At 71.1% G+C, this 15,933-nt stretch carries 17 protein-coding genes; 10 read left to right on the plus strand and 7 right to left on the minus strand.

Annotated features, from left to right (window positions below; translation table 11 throughout):
* The first annotated feature begins 190 nt into the window (after positions 1-190).
* From IE274_RS28440 to IE274_RS28450, 3 genes are all read left to right on the plus strand, one after another.
* A complete protein-coding gene (locus tag IE274_RS28440; protein ID WP_190118764.1) occupies positions 191-535 on the plus strand; it encodes a hypothetical protein in 345 nt (114 codons plus the stop codon).
* Positions 535-1,995 (plus strand): M14 family zinc carboxypeptidase, encoded by a 1,461-nt coding sequence (locus tag IE274_RS28445; RefSeq protein ID WP_190118765.1) that lies wholly within the window; start codon positions 535-537, stop codon positions 1,993-1,995. The genes IE274_RS28440 and IE274_RS28445 overlap by 1 nt, the downstream gene beginning before the upstream one ends.
* 129 nt (positions 1,996-2,124) lie before the next feature.
* A complete protein-coding gene (locus IE274_RS28450) occupies positions 2,125-3,315 on the plus strand; it encodes an FAD-dependent oxidoreductase (protein ID WP_190118766.1) in 1,191 nt (396 codons plus the stop codon).
* Here IE274_RS28450 and IE274_RS28455 read toward each other — a convergent pair.
* Together IE274_RS28455 and IE274_RS28460 are read right to left on the minus strand one after the other, a co-directional pair.
* A complete protein-coding gene (locus tag IE274_RS28455; RefSeq protein WP_190118767.1) occupies positions 3,263-4,147 on the minus strand; it encodes an aldo/keto reductase in 885 nt (294 codons plus the stop codon). The genes IE274_RS28450 and IE274_RS28455 overlap by 53 nt on opposite strands.
* A gap of 14 nt (positions 4,148-4,161) precedes the next feature.
* Positions 4,162-5,142, minus strand: coding sequence for an NAD-dependent epimerase/dehydratase family protein (locus IE274_RS28460; RefSeq protein WP_190118768.1), 981 nt, complete (start codon positions 5,140-5,142; stop codon positions 4,162-4,164).
* A gap of 70 nt (positions 5,143-5,212) precedes the next feature.
* Between IE274_RS28460 and IE274_RS28465 the strand changes: the two genes are divergently transcribed.
* Both IE274_RS28465 and IE274_RS28470 read left to right on the plus strand, forming a co-directional pair.
* The gene (locus IE274_RS28465; RefSeq protein ID WP_190118769.1) at positions 5,213-6,133 is read left to right on the plus strand and encodes a LysR family transcriptional regulator; all 921 of its coding nucleotides are present in this window, start codon (positions 5,213-5,215) and stop codon (positions 6,131-6,133) included.
* A 165-nt stretch (positions 6,134-6,298) separates the two neighbouring features.
* Positions 6,299-7,492 (plus strand): serine hydrolase domain-containing protein, encoded by a 1,194-nt coding sequence (locus IE274_RS28470; RefSeq protein ID WP_190118770.1) that lies wholly within the window; start codon positions 6,299-6,301, stop codon positions 7,490-7,492.
* 49 nt (positions 7,493-7,541) lie between these two features.
* On the opposite strand, the gene IE274_RS28475 is transcribed toward IE274_RS28470, so the two are convergent.
* Positions 7,542-7,844, minus strand: a complete 303-nt coding sequence (locus IE274_RS28475; RefSeq protein ID WP_307822157.1) for an ArsR/SmtB family transcription factor — start codon at positions 7,842-7,844, stop codon at positions 7,542-7,544.
* Between the two features lie 158 nt (positions 7,845-8,002).
* Here IE274_RS28475 and IE274_RS28480 point away from each other — a divergent pair, with 158 nt between their 5' ends.
* Positions 8,003-9,214, plus strand: coding sequence for an MFS transporter (locus tag IE274_RS28480; protein WP_229909860.1), 1,212 nt, complete (start codon positions 8,003-8,005; stop codon positions 9,212-9,214).
* A gap of 20 nt (positions 9,215-9,234) precedes the next feature.
* On the opposite strand, the gene IE274_RS28485 is transcribed toward IE274_RS28480, so the two are convergent.
* On the minus strand, positions 9,235-10,191 hold the full coding sequence (locus IE274_RS28485; RefSeq protein ID WP_190118773.1) for an SMP-30/gluconolactonase/LRE family protein: 957 nt from the start codon (positions 10,189-10,191) through the stop codon (positions 9,235-9,237).
* Positions 10,192-10,291: 100 nt separating this feature from the next.
* Between IE274_RS28485 and IE274_RS28490 the strand changes: the two genes are divergently transcribed.
* A complete protein-coding gene (locus IE274_RS28490) occupies positions 10,292-10,744 on the plus strand; it encodes an Lrp/AsnC family transcriptional regulator (RefSeq protein WP_190118774.1) in 453 nt (150 codons plus the stop codon).
* A gap of 130 nt (positions 10,745-10,874) precedes the next feature.
* A complete protein-coding gene (locus IE274_RS28495) occupies positions 10,875-11,282 on the plus strand; it encodes a rodlin (RefSeq protein WP_190118775.1) in 408 nt (135 codons plus the stop codon).
* Positions 11,283-11,369: 87 nt separating this feature from the next.
* Here the strand turns inward: IE274_RS28495 and IE274_RS28500 are convergent, their stop codons facing one another.
* A complete protein-coding gene (locus tag IE274_RS28500) occupies positions 11,370-12,434 on the minus strand; it encodes an aldo/keto reductase (protein ID WP_190118776.1) in 1,065 nt (354 codons plus the stop codon).
* A 117-nt stretch (positions 12,435-12,551) separates the two neighbouring features.
* On the opposite strand from IE274_RS28500, the gene IE274_RS28505 reads away from it, so the two are divergent.
* On the plus strand, positions 12,552-13,403 hold the full coding sequence (locus IE274_RS28505; RefSeq protein WP_190118777.1) for a helix-turn-helix transcriptional regulator: 852 nt from the start codon (positions 12,552-12,554) through the stop codon (positions 13,401-13,403).
* On the opposite strand, the gene IE274_RS28510 is transcribed toward IE274_RS28505, so the two are convergent.
* Positions 13,392-14,501 (minus strand): sensor histidine kinase, encoded by a 1,110-nt coding sequence (locus IE274_RS28510; RefSeq protein ID WP_190118778.1) that lies wholly within the window; start codon positions 14,499-14,501, stop codon positions 13,392-13,394. The two genes, IE274_RS28505 and IE274_RS28510, sit on opposite strands and share 12 nt — an antisense overlap.
* The gene (locus IE274_RS28515) at positions 14,494-15,189 is read right to left on the minus strand and encodes a response regulator transcription factor (protein ID WP_190118779.1); all 696 of its coding nucleotides are present in this window, start codon (positions 15,187-15,189) and stop codon (positions 14,494-14,496) included. Before IE274_RS28515 ends, IE274_RS28510 begins: the two co-directional genes overlap by 8 nt.
* A gap of 87 nt (positions 15,190-15,276) precedes the next feature.
* On the opposite strand from IE274_RS28515, the gene IE274_RS28520 reads away from it, so the two are divergent.
* Positions 15,277-15,921: a M15 family metallopeptidase gene (locus IE274_RS28520; RefSeq protein ID WP_190118780.1), complete on the plus strand. Its 645-nt coding sequence runs from the start codon at positions 15,277-15,279 to the stop codon at positions 15,919-15,921.
* The last annotated feature ends 12 nt before the right edge of the window (positions 15,922-15,933 follow it).

Genomic DNA, 15,933 nt, shown 5'->3' on the forward strand with positions numbered 1-15,933 from the left:
GAGCATCCCGGGAGCGAAGAGTTGAACGCGGGGCTTCCGGAGGCGGGGACTACCGGTTGTGGCGGTGGCGTTGACAGCCGATCTGGGCTGTCCCATCGTCGACAGCGGTGGATTGTCGGAATTCGCTGGACTCTTCGGGGGTTCAGGGGAGCTGAATCCTCCCTCCGGCCGTCCCCGTGGGGAGACGGACATGAGCGAATCATCCGGACGTGCGCAGCAGCCTCCGTCCCGGGGCACCGGGGGTCGGAACCCGGCGGTGCGGTTCGACGCCACGGTCCATCCCGGAGCGACGAACCGCGATCTTCACGGTGTCGCCGATCTGGACCTGGACCGGATCCCCGATCCGGAGGGCGCGGTCCGGGTGCTCGTCACCGCGGACGAGTGCCGTCGACTGCTGGAGAGCGGCTACGAAGTCCACTTGCACGCCCCCGTGCCCGTGCGGCCCCTCGCTTCCGACCTGGTGGAGCAGGACGACGCGGTCAGGGCCTGGCTGGACGAGCGGATCCAGGGCATCCAGCGGGCGGGGGGTGCGTGATGTACCGGACAGTCTCCCAGCTCGACATGGTGATCACCCAGCTCGCCACGTCGTTCCCGCAGCTGTGTACGAGGACCCAACTGCCCGAGCCCTCCCTCCAGGGCCGCCCGGTGTTCGCCCTGCGGCTGCGCGCGGGCCCGGGCGCCGGCCGCCGCGCTGTCCTCTTCGTCGGCGGCACCCACGCGCGCGAACTGATGAACCCCGACGCGCTGGTGGAACTCGCCCTCGACCTCGTCGGGAGCTACCAGAACGGCACCGCCGTCGAGTACGGCGGCCGGACCTGGACCGCCCTGGACGTCAGGCTCATCCTGGAGAGCCTCGACGTGTGGATCGTGCCCTGCGCCAACCCCGACGGGCGCCACCGGGTCATGACCGTCGACAACATGTGGCGCGGCAACCTCCGTGACAACCAGGGGACCACGTGCGACGGGGTCGACCTCAACCGCAACGCGGACTTCGTCTGGGGCGTGACGGAAGGCCAGACCTCCTGCAACCCCTGCAGCGAGGTCTTCGTCGGGTCCGGCGCGTTCTCCGAACCGGAGACCCGCAACATCAAGCACCTGCTGGACACGCAGCCGGTCCACAGCTTCGCGGACGTGCACTCGTTCTCGGAACTCGTCCTGTACCCGTGGGGCCACGCCCACAGCCAGACCGACAACCCGGCACAGCGCTTCACCGGCCTGCCCACCGGAACCTGCGCTCCCCTCGGCACCCCTGGCTACCGGGAGTACATCACCCCCCAGGACCAGCTCCGCTTCACGACGGTCGCACAACGCGTCGTCGAGGCGATCGCGGCGGTACGCGGGCGTGCGTACACCCCGCAGACCGGCCGGGCGCTGTACGCCACCACCGGCACCCAGAGCGACTACGCCTACAGCCGGCACATCGCCCGACCCGGGCTCCGCAAGACGTACGGTTTCACCATCGAGACGGGCCCGCGCGTCGGAACCGTCGAGGACTCCTTCCACCCGCGCGACCCCACCCTCATCAAGCGCGACGCCAAAGCGGGCGTGCTGGCCCTCGCGCAGCAGAGCGTCTGCGCCTTCGACCTCATCGGCGTGCGGCTGCTCGGCCGCCAGACCGAGGTGGACACGCTCCGCCGGGTCCGCGACGAACAGCTCGCGACCACCGAGGCGGGACGGGAGTGGATCACCCTCATCGAACGGGTCGAACTGCCCGTCGCCACCTTGCTGTTGGCCGACGAACGCCTGGCAGGCCGAGCCGCCGCGCTCATCGAACGCGCGGGGAAACTCGTCGCGGACGAGCAGCTCACCGTGCCCGACGAGGACGTCGACCTGGGCCTCACCCTGCTCGACGAACTCGCCGAGCGGGCCGGGGGCAAGGACGAGCAGGTGCGTGTCGACCTCAAAGCCGTCGGTGTGGCGCTCGACCGCGCGAGGAGGGTGACGGCGGGCGAGGTGGTGCGGGAACTGGTGAACCGGGGGCCGGTGCCGAAGTGACGCCGAGGCAGGTGTCGGTCGGCTGTCGGGAGTTGCCGGACGGTGTCGGTGGCCTGTCGGCGGGGGCTGGCACCTTTCCGGGGACGGCCGCCGGGGATCGCAGGGCGGCCCCGACCCGGAGGAGCCTCCATGCACACCCCCGTCACCGTCATCGGCGCCGGACTCGGCGGACTCACGCTGGCCCGTGTCCTGCACCTCCACGGAATCCCCGTCACGGTCCACGAAGCCGAGTCGTGCCCGTCGGCGCGTGCGCAGGGCGGGTTGCTCGACATCCATCACTACAACGGCCAACTCGCGCTCAAGGCGGCCGATGTGATGGACGATTTCCACGACATCGTCATCGAGGGCCGGCAGGCGCTGCGGCTCGTCGAGCGGGACGGGACCCTCGTCCACGAGTCGGCCGACGACGGCACGGGCGGACGCCCCGAGGTGCAGCGCGGAGAGCTGCGCCAGATCCTGCTCGACTCGCTCCCGGACGACACCGTCCGGTGGGGCCACAAGGTCAGCGGCACCCGCACCCTCGGTGAAGGGCGTCATGAGGTGACGTTCGCCGACGGCGGCAGCGTCGTCACGAGCCTCCTGGTCGGCGCGGACGGCGCGTGGTCCCGAGTCCGGCCGCTGCTCTCCGCCGCCATACCCGCGTACGTCGGTCACTCGGTCGTCGAGACCTACCTGTTCAACGCCGACACCCGGCACCCGGCCACCGCGAAAGCGGTCGGTGGCGGGATGATGATCGCGCCCTCGCCGGGCCAGGAGATCGTCGCCCACCGGGAGAAGGCCGACACTCTGCACGCCTACGTGGGGCTGTCCGAGTCGCAGGACTGGTTCGCCGCGATCGATTTCGGCGCTGCTCCCGCGGCCACCGCGCGGATCGCGCGGCAGTTCGCCGGCTGGGCGCCGGAGCTCACCGCGCTGATCACCGACAGCGACACCGCCCCGGTCCTGCGCCCCCTCTTCGCCCTGCCGACCGAACACCGGTGGGACCGGGTGCCGGGCGTGACCCTGGTCGGCGACGCCGCCCACCTCGCCGCCCCGAACGGCGAAGGCGCCAACCTGGCCATGCTCGACGGCGCGGAGCTCGCCAAGGCCCTCGCCGCGCACCCCGACGACGTCGAGGCCGCCCTCGCCGAGCACGAGCAGGCCATGTTCGCCCGTGGCACCGGGGCCGACACGTTCGAAGGCGGCGAGGTCCACGGCATCGACTCCGAGAACAACACGGCTCAGGCCATGCTCAAGATGTTCACCGGGCTCGGCCAGGGCCCGGATCTCAGCCCGGCAGCGCGTCCCCAAGCCGCGTCAACTCCCCTTGGCTCAGCTTGAGTTCCATGGCCCGCGCCGAGTCGGTGATGGACGTCGGGCGGCTTGCTCCGGGCACCGGGAGCACCGCCGGGGAGCGGCTCAGCAGCCACGCCAGGGCGATCTGCTGCGGGCTGACGCCGTGCTCGGCCGCGATGCGGTGGTAGACGGTGCCGATGGACGACGGGGACGACGGGCCGTCGAGGGAGCTGCGGGAGATGCCGCCGAGGGGGCTCCAGGGCAGGAACGCAAGGCCCAGTTCCGCGCTCAGCCGCAGCTCGGGCTCGCTCTCCCGGACAGCGGGCGAGTACTGGTTCTGTACGGAGACGAGTCCGTCGCCGAGGATCTGGTGGGCCTGGCTGATCTGGCCGACGGTCACGTTCGAGATGCCCGCGGCGCGGATGGTGCCTGCGTCGAGCAGGTCGCGCAGGGCGCCGACGGACTCCGCCCACGGCACTTCCGGGTCCGGCTTGTGGAGTTGGTACAGGCCGATCGCCTCGACGCCCAGCCGCTTGGCTGAGGCTTCGGCGGCGCGCTTGAGGTGTGCGGGGGTGCCGGTCACGGTCCAACTGCCGTCTCCGGGGCGCCCGCGGCCGCCCTTGGTCGCGATCAGGACGCCGGAGGTGTCGCCGCCGTAGCGGGCCAGGGCGCGGGCGATCAGGAGCTCGTTGTGGCCGACCTCGTCGGCGTGCCAGTGGTAGCTGTCGGCGGTGTCGATGAAGGTGACGCCGGCGTCGAGGGCGGCGTGGACGGTGGCGATGGCCCGCGCCTCGTCCGGGCGGTGCTCGATGGACAGGGGCATGGCGCCGAGGCCGATGGCGCTGACTGCGGTGTCTCCGATGAAGCGGTGTTCCATGGCGGTTCGTGTCCTCAGGCGGTGGGGGCGGCGGAAGCGGGGTGGGAGGTGGCTGCGGCGAGGGCGGCGGGGGCTGCGGCGAGGGCTTCGGCTACGGCGCCGGGCAGCCAGTCGGTCGTACGGGAGAAGGCGAAGCCCAGGTCCGTCGCGCGGGCGTTGCTCATGGCGTAGTGCCGATCGAAGGAGAACGGGGAGGCGGTCCCGCCCGCCGCGACGGTCTCGTAGACGGGCTCGCGGCCGGTCCGCGCGGCGACGATCGCGGCCAGGTCGCGCACATCGAGCGGCCCGTCGGAGCAGGCGTTGACCGGACCGGTGACATCGGTGGCGGTGGCCGCCCACAGCAACAGGTCCGCCAGTTCCCCGTGGTGGATGAACACCGTCGGCAGCGGCTCGGCGTGCACGGCGATCCCGTCGCCTCGGGCGATGCGCTCGGTGTAGTACGTCAGTCGGCCGGTGAACTCCTGACGGCCGCCGCCGAGCACGTGCGCGCTGCGCACCGCGGTGAACGCGAAGCCGCCGTCGCGGGTGAGGACGGCCTCCGCCTGCCGCTTGCCCTCGGCGTAGTGGGCCTCCAGGTAGGCCGCGTCGTGCCAGGGCAGATCCATGGCCACGTGCCAGGCGCGCGGGTCCACGCTCTCCTCGGGCACGAGGGTGCCGGTCGGCACGTCCGGGAGCGCGGCGGTCGCCGGGTCGTAGACCTCGATCGTGGAGGTCATGACGTAGCGCCGGGTGCGACCGCCGAAGGCGCGGGCGGCGATCGCGGCCTGTACGGGGGTGTAGCAGACCTGGTCGACGACCGCGTCGAAGGTGCGGGAGCCGAGCGCGGCGCGAAGAGCGGACTCGTCGTCGCGGTCGACCACGAGGTGCTCCACGCCGCGGGGCGGCCGAGCGGAACCGCGGTTGATCACCGTGACCTGGTGGCCGGCCGCCTGCAGGCGCTCGACCAGGAGCTTTCCGAAGTAGCGGCTTCCGCCGATGACGCAGATCCTTTGCATGCCCCCACTCTGGACACCTACTGTCATCAGCAGAAGTAGTGGCTTACTGGAAGCGCGTTAAGGAAAACTGTTGATCGATGTGCAGCGGCTCCGCGTCCTGCGAGCGGTGGCGGACCACGGCAGCTTCAGCAAGGCCGCCGCGGCGCTCCGCCTCACCCCCTCCGCCGTCTCCCAGCACGTAGCGGTGCTCGAACGCAGCCTCGGCGCCCAGGTCGTGGCCCGCAGCACGCGCGGGGTCACCCTGACGCGGGCGGGCCAGATCATGGTCGGGGCCGCCGAGTCCGTCGCGGCCGAGCTCGAACAGGCGAAGCAGCAGGTGGAGGGGCTCCGTACGGGCCGCGTCACGCTCACCGTCGCCACCTTCACCAGCGGCGGCAGGCACCTGCTGCCCGGCGCGCTCCCCCGGCTGATGGCGGCCCACCCCCACACCCTGCTCCACGTCAGGGAGGGCGAGCCCGAGGTCACCCTTCCCCTGGTCCGCCAGGGCGCCGTCGACCTCGCCCTCGCGTACCACTTCGACGGCCCGCTGCCCGTCGGGCCGGGCGCGAGCTCCAGCCTCCGGTGGACCCCGCTCATGGAAGACCCCCTGCACGTCGTGCTGCCCGACGGGCACCGCCTCGCCGACCGCGCGTCACTCGACATCACCGAACTCGCAGCGGAACCCTGGGTGCTCGGCTGCTCCAGAACCGAGGCCCACCTGCGCCGCTACGCCGAGCAGGCAGGCTTCGATCCGGACGTGCGCGGCACCACCACCGACTACTTCTTCGCCCGCTCGCTCGTCGCCGCGGGCATGGGCATCTCCCTGATCCCTTCCATCTCCCTCGTCCCGGCGCTGCCGGGCCTGCGCGCCGTCCCTGTCAGGCCTCCGGCTCCGACCCGGCACATCGGCGTCGCCACGACCGGCCGCCGCCACGACCGGCCGCACGTCACGACGTTCGTCGAGGCACTGAGCGAGCAGGCGATGCGGCCATCGGAGCTCCCCGGGCCGTAACCTGCCAACGCCATCCCCGCCGCTGGTAGTTGGGGTTATCCCCCGTACCGATCTGGAGGGTCGCCTCATCGCGTGGCCCCGTGCTCCGGGGACATGGTGTGACGACACACAGAGCGCACCCCGCGATCCCCGAACAGCGGCGCTCTGACGACCGAGGGAGCACAAGTGATCAAGCACAGGCGTGCGTTGCGCGGCGCACTCACGCTGGCCGTGGTGGCCGGTGTCACGACGGGCACGCTGGCAGGCAGCGCCCCGCCGCCGCAGAACACCGCCGCCGCGGCCGAGTCCACCCACCCCGCCGACCACGCCCGGCTGCGCGCGCTCCTGCACCGGCTGACCACCGTCGACGGCGGGCCCGGGGCGCTCATCGCGATCCGCGACCGGCGTGACCGGCCCGGCAGCACGGTGCTGACCAGCGGCGTCGCGGACGTGCGGAGCCACGCGCCGGTACGCGGCGACAGCAGGTTCCGGATCGGCAGCATGACCAAGACGTTCGTGGCGACGGTGATGCTCCAGCTGGTCGGCGAGCGGCGCGTCGTCCTCGACGCGCCGGTGGAGCACTATCTGCCCGGTGTCGTACGCGGACACGGCAACGACGGGCGCCGCATGACGGTCCGCCAGCTCCTGCAGCACACCAGCGGCGTGCCCGACGTCCTCGACCACCTCAGCCCGCAGGAGATCCTCAAGGACCCGCTGGCCCACCACGACGCCCGCGACCTCGTGAACATCGCGCTCGCCCACCCCCCGACGTTCGAGCCGGGCTCCGGCTGGCGCTACTCCAGTACGGGCTACCTCCTGGCAGGCATGATCATCGAGAGGGTCACCGGTCAGCCGTACGGCGACGAGATCCGACGGCGCGTCATCGCGCCGCTCGGCCTGCACGCGACGTACGTACCGGGGGACGCGTCGGCGATCCCCGGACCGCACCCGCGCGGGTACGTGCGGCCGGGCGCGAACGCGCCGCTCATGGATCTCACCGCGATCAACCCCTCGGTCGCGGGGGCGGGCGGCGAGATGATCTCCAGCGGCACCGACATCAACCGCTTCCTGGGCGCCCTCCTGGGCGGCAGGCTGCTGCGCCCGGCCCAGCTCCGGGAGATGATGCGGACGCGGCCGACCGGCGATCCGGACGGCCGGGCGTACGGCCTCGGCCTGGAGAGCAGGCCGCTGCCCTGCGGCGGCCGCTACTGGGGGCACTCCGGCGACATGTTCGGGTACGAGACGGTGGGCGGGGCCACGGTCGGCGGCAGGCAGGCGACGGTCATGGTGAACCTCGACCCGGGTGGTTCGGACGCGCAGAGCGCCGACATGAAGGCCGCCGTGCGGACGGCGCTCTGCACGGGCCGACCCTCGCACTGACCGGCCGCCGCCCACCCACAGGTCCGTGTCGCCCGCCCCGGGACGTGGCTCAGCCCGACCGGAGCTCGGTGAGCACGGCGTCGAGCAGGCCGGGGAAGCGGTCGTTCAAGTCGTCGCGGCGGAGGCTGACGTAGCGTGACCGGCCTTCCACCGTGGTCCAGGTGAGTCCGGCCTCGCGGAGCACGCGGTAGTGGTGGGACATCGTCGTCTGGTGGACGTCGATGGTCTCGCTGATGCCCGAGCAGCTCTCCCGCCCGCTGTCGGCCAGCCGGGCCAGGATCGCGAGCCGGACCGGATCCGCCAGCGCGTGCAGGATCTCAACGAGCTTGATCTCGTCCTTCGTTGGCTGCATCAACGCACGCATGACCGACCTGTCCCTGGCTTCACGTCGGCCAGGCTAACCCACACATTGATACATGGACAAGCATCCATGCATTGGTTACGTTGTGGCGCGTCAAAGCCTCTGACCACACCGTGCAGCGGAATGGGTGGCCCATGTACAAACGTCTCTTGCCCCTTGCTCTGGCGACGTTCGCCGTCGGCACCGACGGCTTCGTCATCGCCGGGCTGCTCCCCGCCATCGCCGACGACCTGGACGTGAGCGTCCCCACCGCGGGACAGCTCGTCACCGTCTTCGCCCTGACCCTCGCGGTCGCCGCCCCGGTCCTCGGCTGGGCGACCAGCGCCCTGGACCGGCGCACCGCCCTGCTCCTGGCCCTCGGCGTCTTCGTCCTCGGTAACGCCGCCACGGCGCTCGCGACCTCGTACGGCGCCGTCATGACCGCCCGCGTCGTGACCGCGGCAGGCGCCGGGATCATCTCGTCCACCGCCTCCAGCGCCGCGGTGGCCGTCGTGCCCCCGGAACGCCGGGGCCGGGCCCTCGCGTTCGTGCTCGGCGGGCTGACGCTCTCCAGCGCGATCGGCCTCCCGCTGGGCACTCTCATCGGGCGCGGCGACTGGCACCTGACGCTGTGGGCCGTCGCCGCGCTGGGATCCGTGGCCGCCCTCGGCATCGCGTTCGGCATTCCGAGGATCACGCTGCCCGCCGCCACGTTCCGGGCGCGGCTCGCTCCCCTCAAGGACCGGTGGGTGCTCGGCGTCCTGACCGTCACCATGCTGGCCCTCACCGGGACGTACGTGCTCTACACCTACATCGCGGCCGCTCTGGACGAGGTGACGGACGGCTCCGAGGCCACGCTCACCGCGCTGCTCTTCGTCTTCGGAGTCGGCGTCCTGGGCGGCAACCTGCTCGCCGGCCGGCTCTCCGACCGCCACCGGCCCGAGCGGGTCCTGCTCGGCAGCCTCGCCGCCGCCGTAGTCGTGCTCGCCGTCGGCCGCGCGGCCGTCGAGACCCTCGGCACCGCCTTCGTGTGGACCGCGGCGCTGGGCCTGTGCGCGGGCGTCCCCGTGGTCCCGCAGCAGCACCGGCTCGTCGCCCACGCCCCGTCGGCCACACCGGTGCTGCTGGGCCTCAACGCCTCGGCGATCTACGTCGGCGTGGCCCTGGGCGGCGCGCTCGGCGGACTCGCCCAGCAGTCGGTCTCCCCCGTGTGGCTCGGCACACCGGCGGCGGGCGTCACCGCTCTGGGGCTCCTCGTGGCCTTCGTGAGCGCTCGCGGGGCGGGCGGGCGGCGCCCGGCCGGGCAGGGCGCCGGGGAGCGGAGCGGCACCAGGACGGCGGCGACGGACCGCGGCCAGGTCACGTCATCCCACCGACGGTGACATCCGGGCCTGCGCCGAGATCACGCCGCGTCGAGCCACGGTTGGCGTCCCGGTCCGGTCGGGTGGGTGCCGGTGACGCCCATGACCACCGAGTAGAGGCTGGTCTCCGCCGCGATGAAGAGGCGGTTGCGCTTGGCTCCGCCCCAGGAGATGTTGGCGACCGCCTCGGGGACGTCGAGGCGCCCGATCAGCGTGCCGTCGGGGTCGTAGCAGTGGACGCCGTCGCCCATCGCGGCGGCCCAGAGCCGGCCGTCGTCGTCGAAGCGGAGGTTGTCGAAGCGGGCGGCCTCGCGGGTGGCGGCCGCAGCGAAGATCTCGCCGTCCGACAGGGTGCCGTCGTCGCGTACGTCGAAGACCCGGATGAAGCCCGCCCGGGTGTCGGAGACGAACAGACGTCGCTCGTCCGCCGAGAAGACCAGGCCGTTCGGGGCGCCGAAGCAGTCGGCGACCAGCCGCACCTCGCCCGTGCCGGGGTCGACGCGGTAGACGTTGTTGGCGCCGATCTCGCTCTGCGCGCGGTAGCCCTCGTAGTCACTGGTGATGCCGAAGTCCGGGTCGGAGAACCAGATGGAGCCGTCGGACTTCACCGTGGCGTCGTTCGGGCTGTTCAGTCGCTTGCCCTGCCAGCGGTCGGCGAGCACCGTGAGCGTGCCGTCGTGCTCGGTCCTGGTCACCCTGCGGTTGCCCTGCTCGCAGGTGATCAGGCGGCCTTCGCGGTCGAGGGTGTTGCCGTTGGTGTGCCCGGCGGACCGGCGGAAGACGCTGACCGCGCCGGTCTCCTCGTCCCACCGCAGCATGCGGTCGTTGGGGATGTCGCTCCAGATCACCTGCCGCCACGCGGGCACGTAGATCGGCCCCTCGGCCCAGCGGCAGCCGGCGTACAGGACCTCGAGCCCGTCGTCCCCGTTCATGCACCGCCCGGTACGGAACCGGTCGTCGAGCATCTCGTACAACGCGGGGCGCTCACTGTTGCCCATGACGCCTCCCCCTTCCACGGTTGAGAGAATCTCCTTCGGCTCTGAGCTTAGATCGCAAGATGCCGTATGGTCATCACAAACCCTCAGCGAATGGAATGCAATGGATCACATCGATCGCGCCCTGCTGGCGCGGCTCCAGCAGGACGCCACCCAGTCCTACGCCGCGCTGGGCGAGGCCGTGGGCCTCTCGGCCGGTGCGGCTCATGAGCGGGTACGGAAACTGCGCGAGCGCGGCGTGATCCGGCGCACCGCGGCCGAGGTGGACCCGGCGGCGGTCGGCGGCGGCGTGCTGGCGTACGTGACGGTCGACTCGACGTCCTGGATGGGCGACGCCGCGACGAGTTTCGCCGAGCTCCCCGAGATCCTCGAGGCGCACATCATCGCGGGCAGCGCGTCGGTCCTGGTGAAGGTCAGGACCGCGACCACCCAGCAACTGCAGGACGTGCTGCGGCGGTTGTACGCGATCGACGGGGTCAGCGGTACGCAGGCGACAGTGGTCCTGGAGACGTTCTTCGAGCGGCCGGTGTCGCCCCTCACCGCCGATCAGGTTTGATCCCTACCTCGGGTGGTGGCCGTCAGCTTCGCGCCGCGACACTCTGCCAATGGGCGAATATCCCCCGACTCAGGGCATGAGGGGATGTATTGGTTTACGTCTCCTAGACCAAGCTCTGCACTGGAGTGACATGCAAATCCGTAACCTCCCCTACGCCCTCAGCGTCGCCACTATCGCCCTCGCCGGGGCCACCGGGAGCGCCGCCGCCATCGGCGACGACACGAGCACCACCAGCGAAAGCGGCAACAACGCCGAGCAGGCCTTCGGCAACAACGCCACGCACGGGAACCTGAGCGCGCAGGGGGCCGCGGTCCAGGGCTCGTTGAACAAGCTCTGCCTCGGCGTGCCCGTCAAGGCGAACGCAGGCGCCATCGTCGGCATCCTCGTCCCGGTCGCGGTCCAGGACATCCCGGTCCTCTCGGCCCCGCAGAACCAGCAGTGCGCCGAGAACTCCACGCAGGCCAAGGGTCACGAGCCGGGGTCGCACCTCGCCAACGACATCCCGATCCTCGCCGGGAACGGTGTGGGCAACCACTGATCCGAGCGCCCCGCGGGCCGCGTGACGCGGCCCGCGGGGCGTTGCCCTCGGGCGGCCGGAGCACGGCCCTCGGCATGCGATCGGGCATCAGCGACGGCGCTGGACCCGCAGGTCGCCGTGGATCAGCGTGCGGGCCACGTCGCCGGCGAGCATCGCGTGCGGGAAGCCCAGTTCGATCGCGCTGGCCTCGTCGAGGCGGGCCAGTTGGGCGGCGGTGAGGTCGACCTCCAGGGCACCCAGGTTGTCCTCCAGTTGCGCGGGGGTGCGGGCGCCGATGACCGGCGCCGTCACGCCGGGGTTCCGCAGGGTCCAGGCAAGGCCGACCTGGGCGGGTGTGCGGCCCGACTCCGCGGCGACCTCCTTCACGACGTCCACGATGGCGAGGTTGCGTTCGGTGAGCGTGCCGCCCGCGACGGTGACGCTCTTGCGGGTGCCGTCGGCGGCCGCGGCGTGCATCGCGGTCAGGTCGTCGCGGCTGTACTTGCCGGTGAGCACTCCGCCGCCCAGCGGTGACCACGGGGCCACCCCAAGACCCAGTTCCCGTGCCATCGGGATCAGGTCGCGCTCCCCGGCCCGCTCGATCAGGCTGTACTCGATCTGCAGCGCGACCAGCGGCGACCAGCCGCGCAGGTCGGCGATCACCTGCATGCGCGCCACCTGCCAGGCCGGGGCGTTGGAGATCGCCACGTACAGGACCTTGCCCTGCCGGACCAGATCGTCCAGGCCGCGCAGGATCTCCTCGACCGGCGTCGTGGCGTCCCACACGTGCAGGTAGAGCAGATCGATGTAGTCCGTCTGCAGCCGTCGCAGACTGGTCTCCACCGAGGCGAACAGGTTCTTGCGGTGGCTGCCCCCGGAGTTCGGATCGCCGGGGCGGCGCAGCGTCGAGTACTTCGTCGCCAGGATCAGGCTTTCGCGGTGGTCGCGGGTGAATTCGCCGAGCATGTGCTCGGAGCTGCCGTTGGTGTAGGTGCTTGCGGTGTCGATGAAGTTGCCGCCGCGCTCGGTGTACAGGTCGAACAGCTTGCGCGCCTCGTCCCGCTCGGCGCCCCAGCCCCACTCGGTGCCGAAGGTCGCCGCGCCGAGGGCCAGCGGGGAGACCCGCAGCCCGGAGCGGCCAAGGAGCCGGTAGCTGTCGAGAGTGAGCGACATGGTGTCCTCCGGTGCTTGTGATCCGTTGCCGAAGCCAAGCCTGTGACCGCCGCGCGCCAGGGATAAGGGAGAGAAGTTCCTGGGAATGCCAGTCCTACCCCGGCTGTTGGGCCGATCATGACGACCCGCACCGTGGACCCGACACAGGAGCTGGCCGCGTTCCTGCGGTCCCGGCGCGAACGCCTGGACCCGGACGACTTCGGCCTCCCGTCGCGTCGGCAGTCCCGGCGGACCCCGGGGCTGCGCCGCGAAGAGGTCGCCGAACTGGCCGGGGTCAGCATCGACTACGTCGTACGCCTTGAGCAGGGCCGGGGGCTGCGCCCCTCGGCGAACGTGGTGGAGGCGCTGGCCCAGGCGCTGCGCCTGCCCCCCGACGAGCGCGCCTACCTCTTCAACCTGGCCCAGCAGCGCCCCCGCCACGCCGACAAGCCCGCCACCACCGGCGCGCCGCCGCTGGCCCGCCTCGTCACGGACCTGTCGCCGCTGCCCGCCATGCTGATGAACCACCGCTACGACATCCTGGCCTGGAACGCCGAAATGGCGAGGCTGCTCCCGGATTTCGACACCCTGCGGCCGTCGCAACGCAATGCGATGTGGCTGTGCCTGATGCATCCGGCGATGCGCGAGTTCTACGTCGACCGCGAACGTGTCGTACGGGAGGGGGTCGCCCACCTGCGCGCCGCGTGGGCCGCGCATCCGCAGGATCAGGCGTTGACCGGCCTCATTGCTGAATTCATCGCCCATGACGAGGAGTTCGCGCGCCTCTGGAACGAGCGGGACGTCAAGGTCAATGGCCGTGGGGGCAAGGTGCTGCGGCATCCGGACGTCGGTGTGATCTCCGTGCACTTCGAGGTGCTGATGCCCCTTGAAGACCCGGACCAGCGGTTGCTGATCTACCGCGCCGCGGACGACGAGAGCCAGTCGGCACTGGACCGGTTGTGCGCGCGGGGCGAGGCGTCACTTCCCTGACGCGGCCCCTTCGGCGTGCGGGTCTGTCGCGGGCAGTTCGACCGTGGTGCGCATCCCGCCCGCAGCGCGCGGCGTGAGGGTGAGAGTGCCGCCGTGCGCCTGGGTGATGGTCTTGACGATGGCCAGGCCGAGGCCGACGCCGACGTGGTCGGTGTGTACGCGCTCGGTGCCGCGCCGGAAGGGTTCGGTGAGCGTCGAGGCCAGTTCCGGGGTGAGCTGCTCTCCGGTGTTCTCGACCGTGAGCAGCACACTCCTGGGGTGGACGCTGGTGGTGACCCATACGGTGCCCTGTTCCGGCAGGTTGTGGACGATCGCGTTGTGCACGAGGTTCGTGGTCAGCTGCAGCAGGAGCGCGGGCGATCCGGTCGTGGGGGTGATGTCGCCACGGGTCTCCAGAGCGACGCCGTGCTTCTCCGCGAGCGGGAGCAGTGTTTCGGTGGCTTCTTCCGCCATGAGGGACAGGTCGACGCGTTCCCGGGTGAAGGACCCCTGCTCGGCGCGGCTGACCAGGAGCAGTGCCTCGGTGAGGTCGATCGCTCGGGTGTTGACGGTGTGAAGGCGGTCGATGAGTTCGCCGGTGTCGTGGTTCGGGTCGGTGCGGGCCACGTCGAGAAGCGCCTTGGAGATCGCCAGCGGGGTGCGCAATTCGTGCGAGGCGTTGGCCGCGAATCTCTGCTGTTCGGCGACGTGCGCTTCGAGCCGTTCGAGCATCGCGTCGAAGGCGTCGGCGAGTTCGCGGAACTCGTCCTTGCGGCCCGGCAGCCGGATCCGGTGGGAGAGCGATCCGTCGGTGGCCATGCGGGTGGCGTCCGTGATGCGGGTCAGGGGGGCGAGCATGCGACCGGCGAGGAACCATCCGCCCAGGAGGCCGAAGACCAGGAGGAACACCATGACCGCGGCTGCAGTCGGCGCGAAACCGCGCACGAGCTCGGTGCCCGGACTCTGTCTCCACGCCCCCTCTTCGTTGGTCCGCAACCATCCCTGGCGCAGCAGGAAGAACCCCGCGGCGCCGAGCAGCAGCACCCCCGCGAGCATGAGGAATCCGGTGTAGCTGAGGGTGAGCTTGAGGCGGACGCTCAGGCCGGACCTCCTATCCACAGTCACCACTCCCGCGCCGGGTGCCGGGCGTCGTGTCGATGCGGTAGCCGACGCCCAGCACGGTGGCGATGAGCCAGGGTTCGCCGAGGCGTTTGCGCAGGGCGGAGACCGTGATGCGTACGGCGTTGGTGAACGGGTCGGCGTTCTCGTCCCACGCGCGCTCCAGGAGCTCTTCGGCGCTGACGACACCACCTTCGGCGGCGACGAGGACTTCAAGGACCGCGAACTGTTTGCGGGTGAGCGCGATGTAGCGGTCGTCGCGGTAGACCTCGCGACGGAACGGATCCAGGCGCAGGCCGGCGATCTCTTGCACCGGCGGCCGGTTGTGGACACGCCTGCGATCAAGGGCCCTGAGCCTGAGCGCGAGTTCCCTGAGCTCGAAGGGTTTCGTGAGGTAGTCGTCGGCGCCGAGTTCGAACCCGGAGGCCTTGTCGTCGAGACGGTCGGCCGCGGTGAGCATGAGGATCGGCATACCGCTGCCGGAGGCGACGATGCGCTTGGCGATCTCGTCGCCGGAAGGTCCTGGGACGTCGCGATCGAGGACCGCGATGTCGTACGCGTTGACGCCGAGGAGTTCGAGCGCGGTGTCGCCGTCACCTGCGATGTCGGCCGCGATCGCCTCCAGACGCAGCCCGTCACGGATGGCTTCCGCCAGATAGGGCTCGTCCTCGACGATCAGCACACGCATGCTCTCGATGCTACGAGCCGACACATATCGTCGGCATATCGAAAACCGCATACGGGCCGACAACACCCCGCTGCCTTCACTGGCAGCATGACCCAAGCCCCACCACCAGCACGAACACCGGCCCGTCGGTTCCACCGGCTCCTTGTCGTCGGTCTGGTGGTCGCCATGGCGGCGATCACCGCAATCCTCGGCTACCGGTTACTGAAACCCTCGGCCTCCTCGCCCCTCTCGACCGCATCGCCCTCGAACGTGCTGCGCGGTGAGGACCGTGGCGCACTCGGCGAGGCCGGTGGTGCCGTCCCCGACGGCGTGAAGGTCTTCGACAACACGGTTCCGGCCGTGGCCAACCTCGATCCGGGCCTGCTCAAGGCCCTCCGCCAGGCCGCGACGGCTGCTGCGGACGACGGAGTCGAGTTCTACGTCAACAGCGGCTGGCGCTCGCCGGAGTACCAGAACCAGCTTCTTCGCAAGGCGATCGCCACGTACGGGTCGGAGGACGAGGCCGCCCGCTGGGTGGCCACCCCGGCGACGTCCCCGCACGTGTCGGGGGACGCGGTCGACATCGGGCGCTCCGACGCGACGAGGTGGCTGTCCGAACACGGCGCCGCGTACGGACTCTGCCAGATCTACAAGAACGAACCCTGGCATTACGAACGGCACCCCGCCGCGATCGATGGTGCGTGCCCGCGTATGTATGCCGACCCCACCGAGGACCCGAGGATGCAGCAGTGAGTGACAGTGCGC

The organism is Streptomyces flavofungini (genome assembly GCF_014650815.1).
Taxonomy (GTDB): Bacteria; Actinomycetota; Actinomycetes; order Streptomycetales; family Streptomycetaceae; genus Streptomyces; species Streptomyces flavofungini.

Excerpts from the sequence above, each read along its gene's own strand:
- IE274_RS28440 (WP_190118764.1), top strand. The coding sequence starts at position 191 with ATGAGCGAATCATCCGGACGTGCGCAGCAGCCTCCGTCCCGGGGCACC.
- IE274_RS28445 (WP_190118765.1), top strand. The coding sequence starts at position 535 with ATGTACCGGACAGTCTCCCAGCTCGACATGGTGATCACCCAGCTCGCC.
- IE274_RS28450 (WP_190118766.1), top strand. The coding sequence starts at position 2,125 with ATGCACACCCCCGTCACCGTCATCGGCGCCGGACTCGGCGGACTCACG.
- IE274_RS28455 (WP_190118767.1), bottom strand. The coding sequence starts at position 4,147 with ATGGAACACCGCTTCATCGGAGACACCGCAGTCAGCGCCATCGGCCTC.
- IE274_RS28460 (WP_190118768.1), bottom strand. The coding sequence starts at position 5,142 with ATGCAAAGGATCTGCGTCATCGGCGGAAGCCGCTACTTCGGAAAGCTC.
- IE274_RS28475 (WP_307822157.1), bottom strand. The coding sequence starts at position 7,844 with ATGCAGCCAACGAAGGACGAGATCAAGCTCGTTGAGATCCTGCACGCG.
- IE274_RS28485 (WP_190118773.1), bottom strand. The coding sequence starts at position 10,191 with ATGGGCAACAGTGAGCGCCCCGCGTTGTACGAGATGCTCGACGACCGG.
- IE274_RS28490 (WP_190118774.1), top strand. The coding sequence starts at position 10,292 with ATGGATCACATCGATCGCGCCCTGCTGGCGCGGCTCCAGCAGGACGCC.
- IE274_RS28495 (WP_190118775.1), top strand. The coding sequence starts at position 10,875 with ATGCAAATCCGTAACCTCCCCTACGCCCTCAGCGTCGCCACTATCGCC.
- IE274_RS28500 (WP_190118776.1), bottom strand. The coding sequence starts at position 12,434 with ATGTCGCTCACTCTCGACAGCTACCGGCTCCTTGGCCGCTCCGGGCTG.
- IE274_RS28505 (WP_190118777.1), top strand. The coding sequence starts at position 12,552 with ATGACGACCCGCACCGTGGACCCGACACAGGAGCTGGCCGCGTTCCTG.
- IE274_RS28515 (WP_190118779.1), bottom strand. The coding sequence starts at position 15,189 with ATGCGTGTGCTGATCGTCGAGGACGAGCCCTATCTGGCGGAAGCCATC.
- IE274_RS28520 (WP_190118780.1), top strand. The coding sequence starts at position 15,277 with ATGACCCAAGCCCCACCACCAGCACGAACACCGGCCCGTCGGTTCCAC.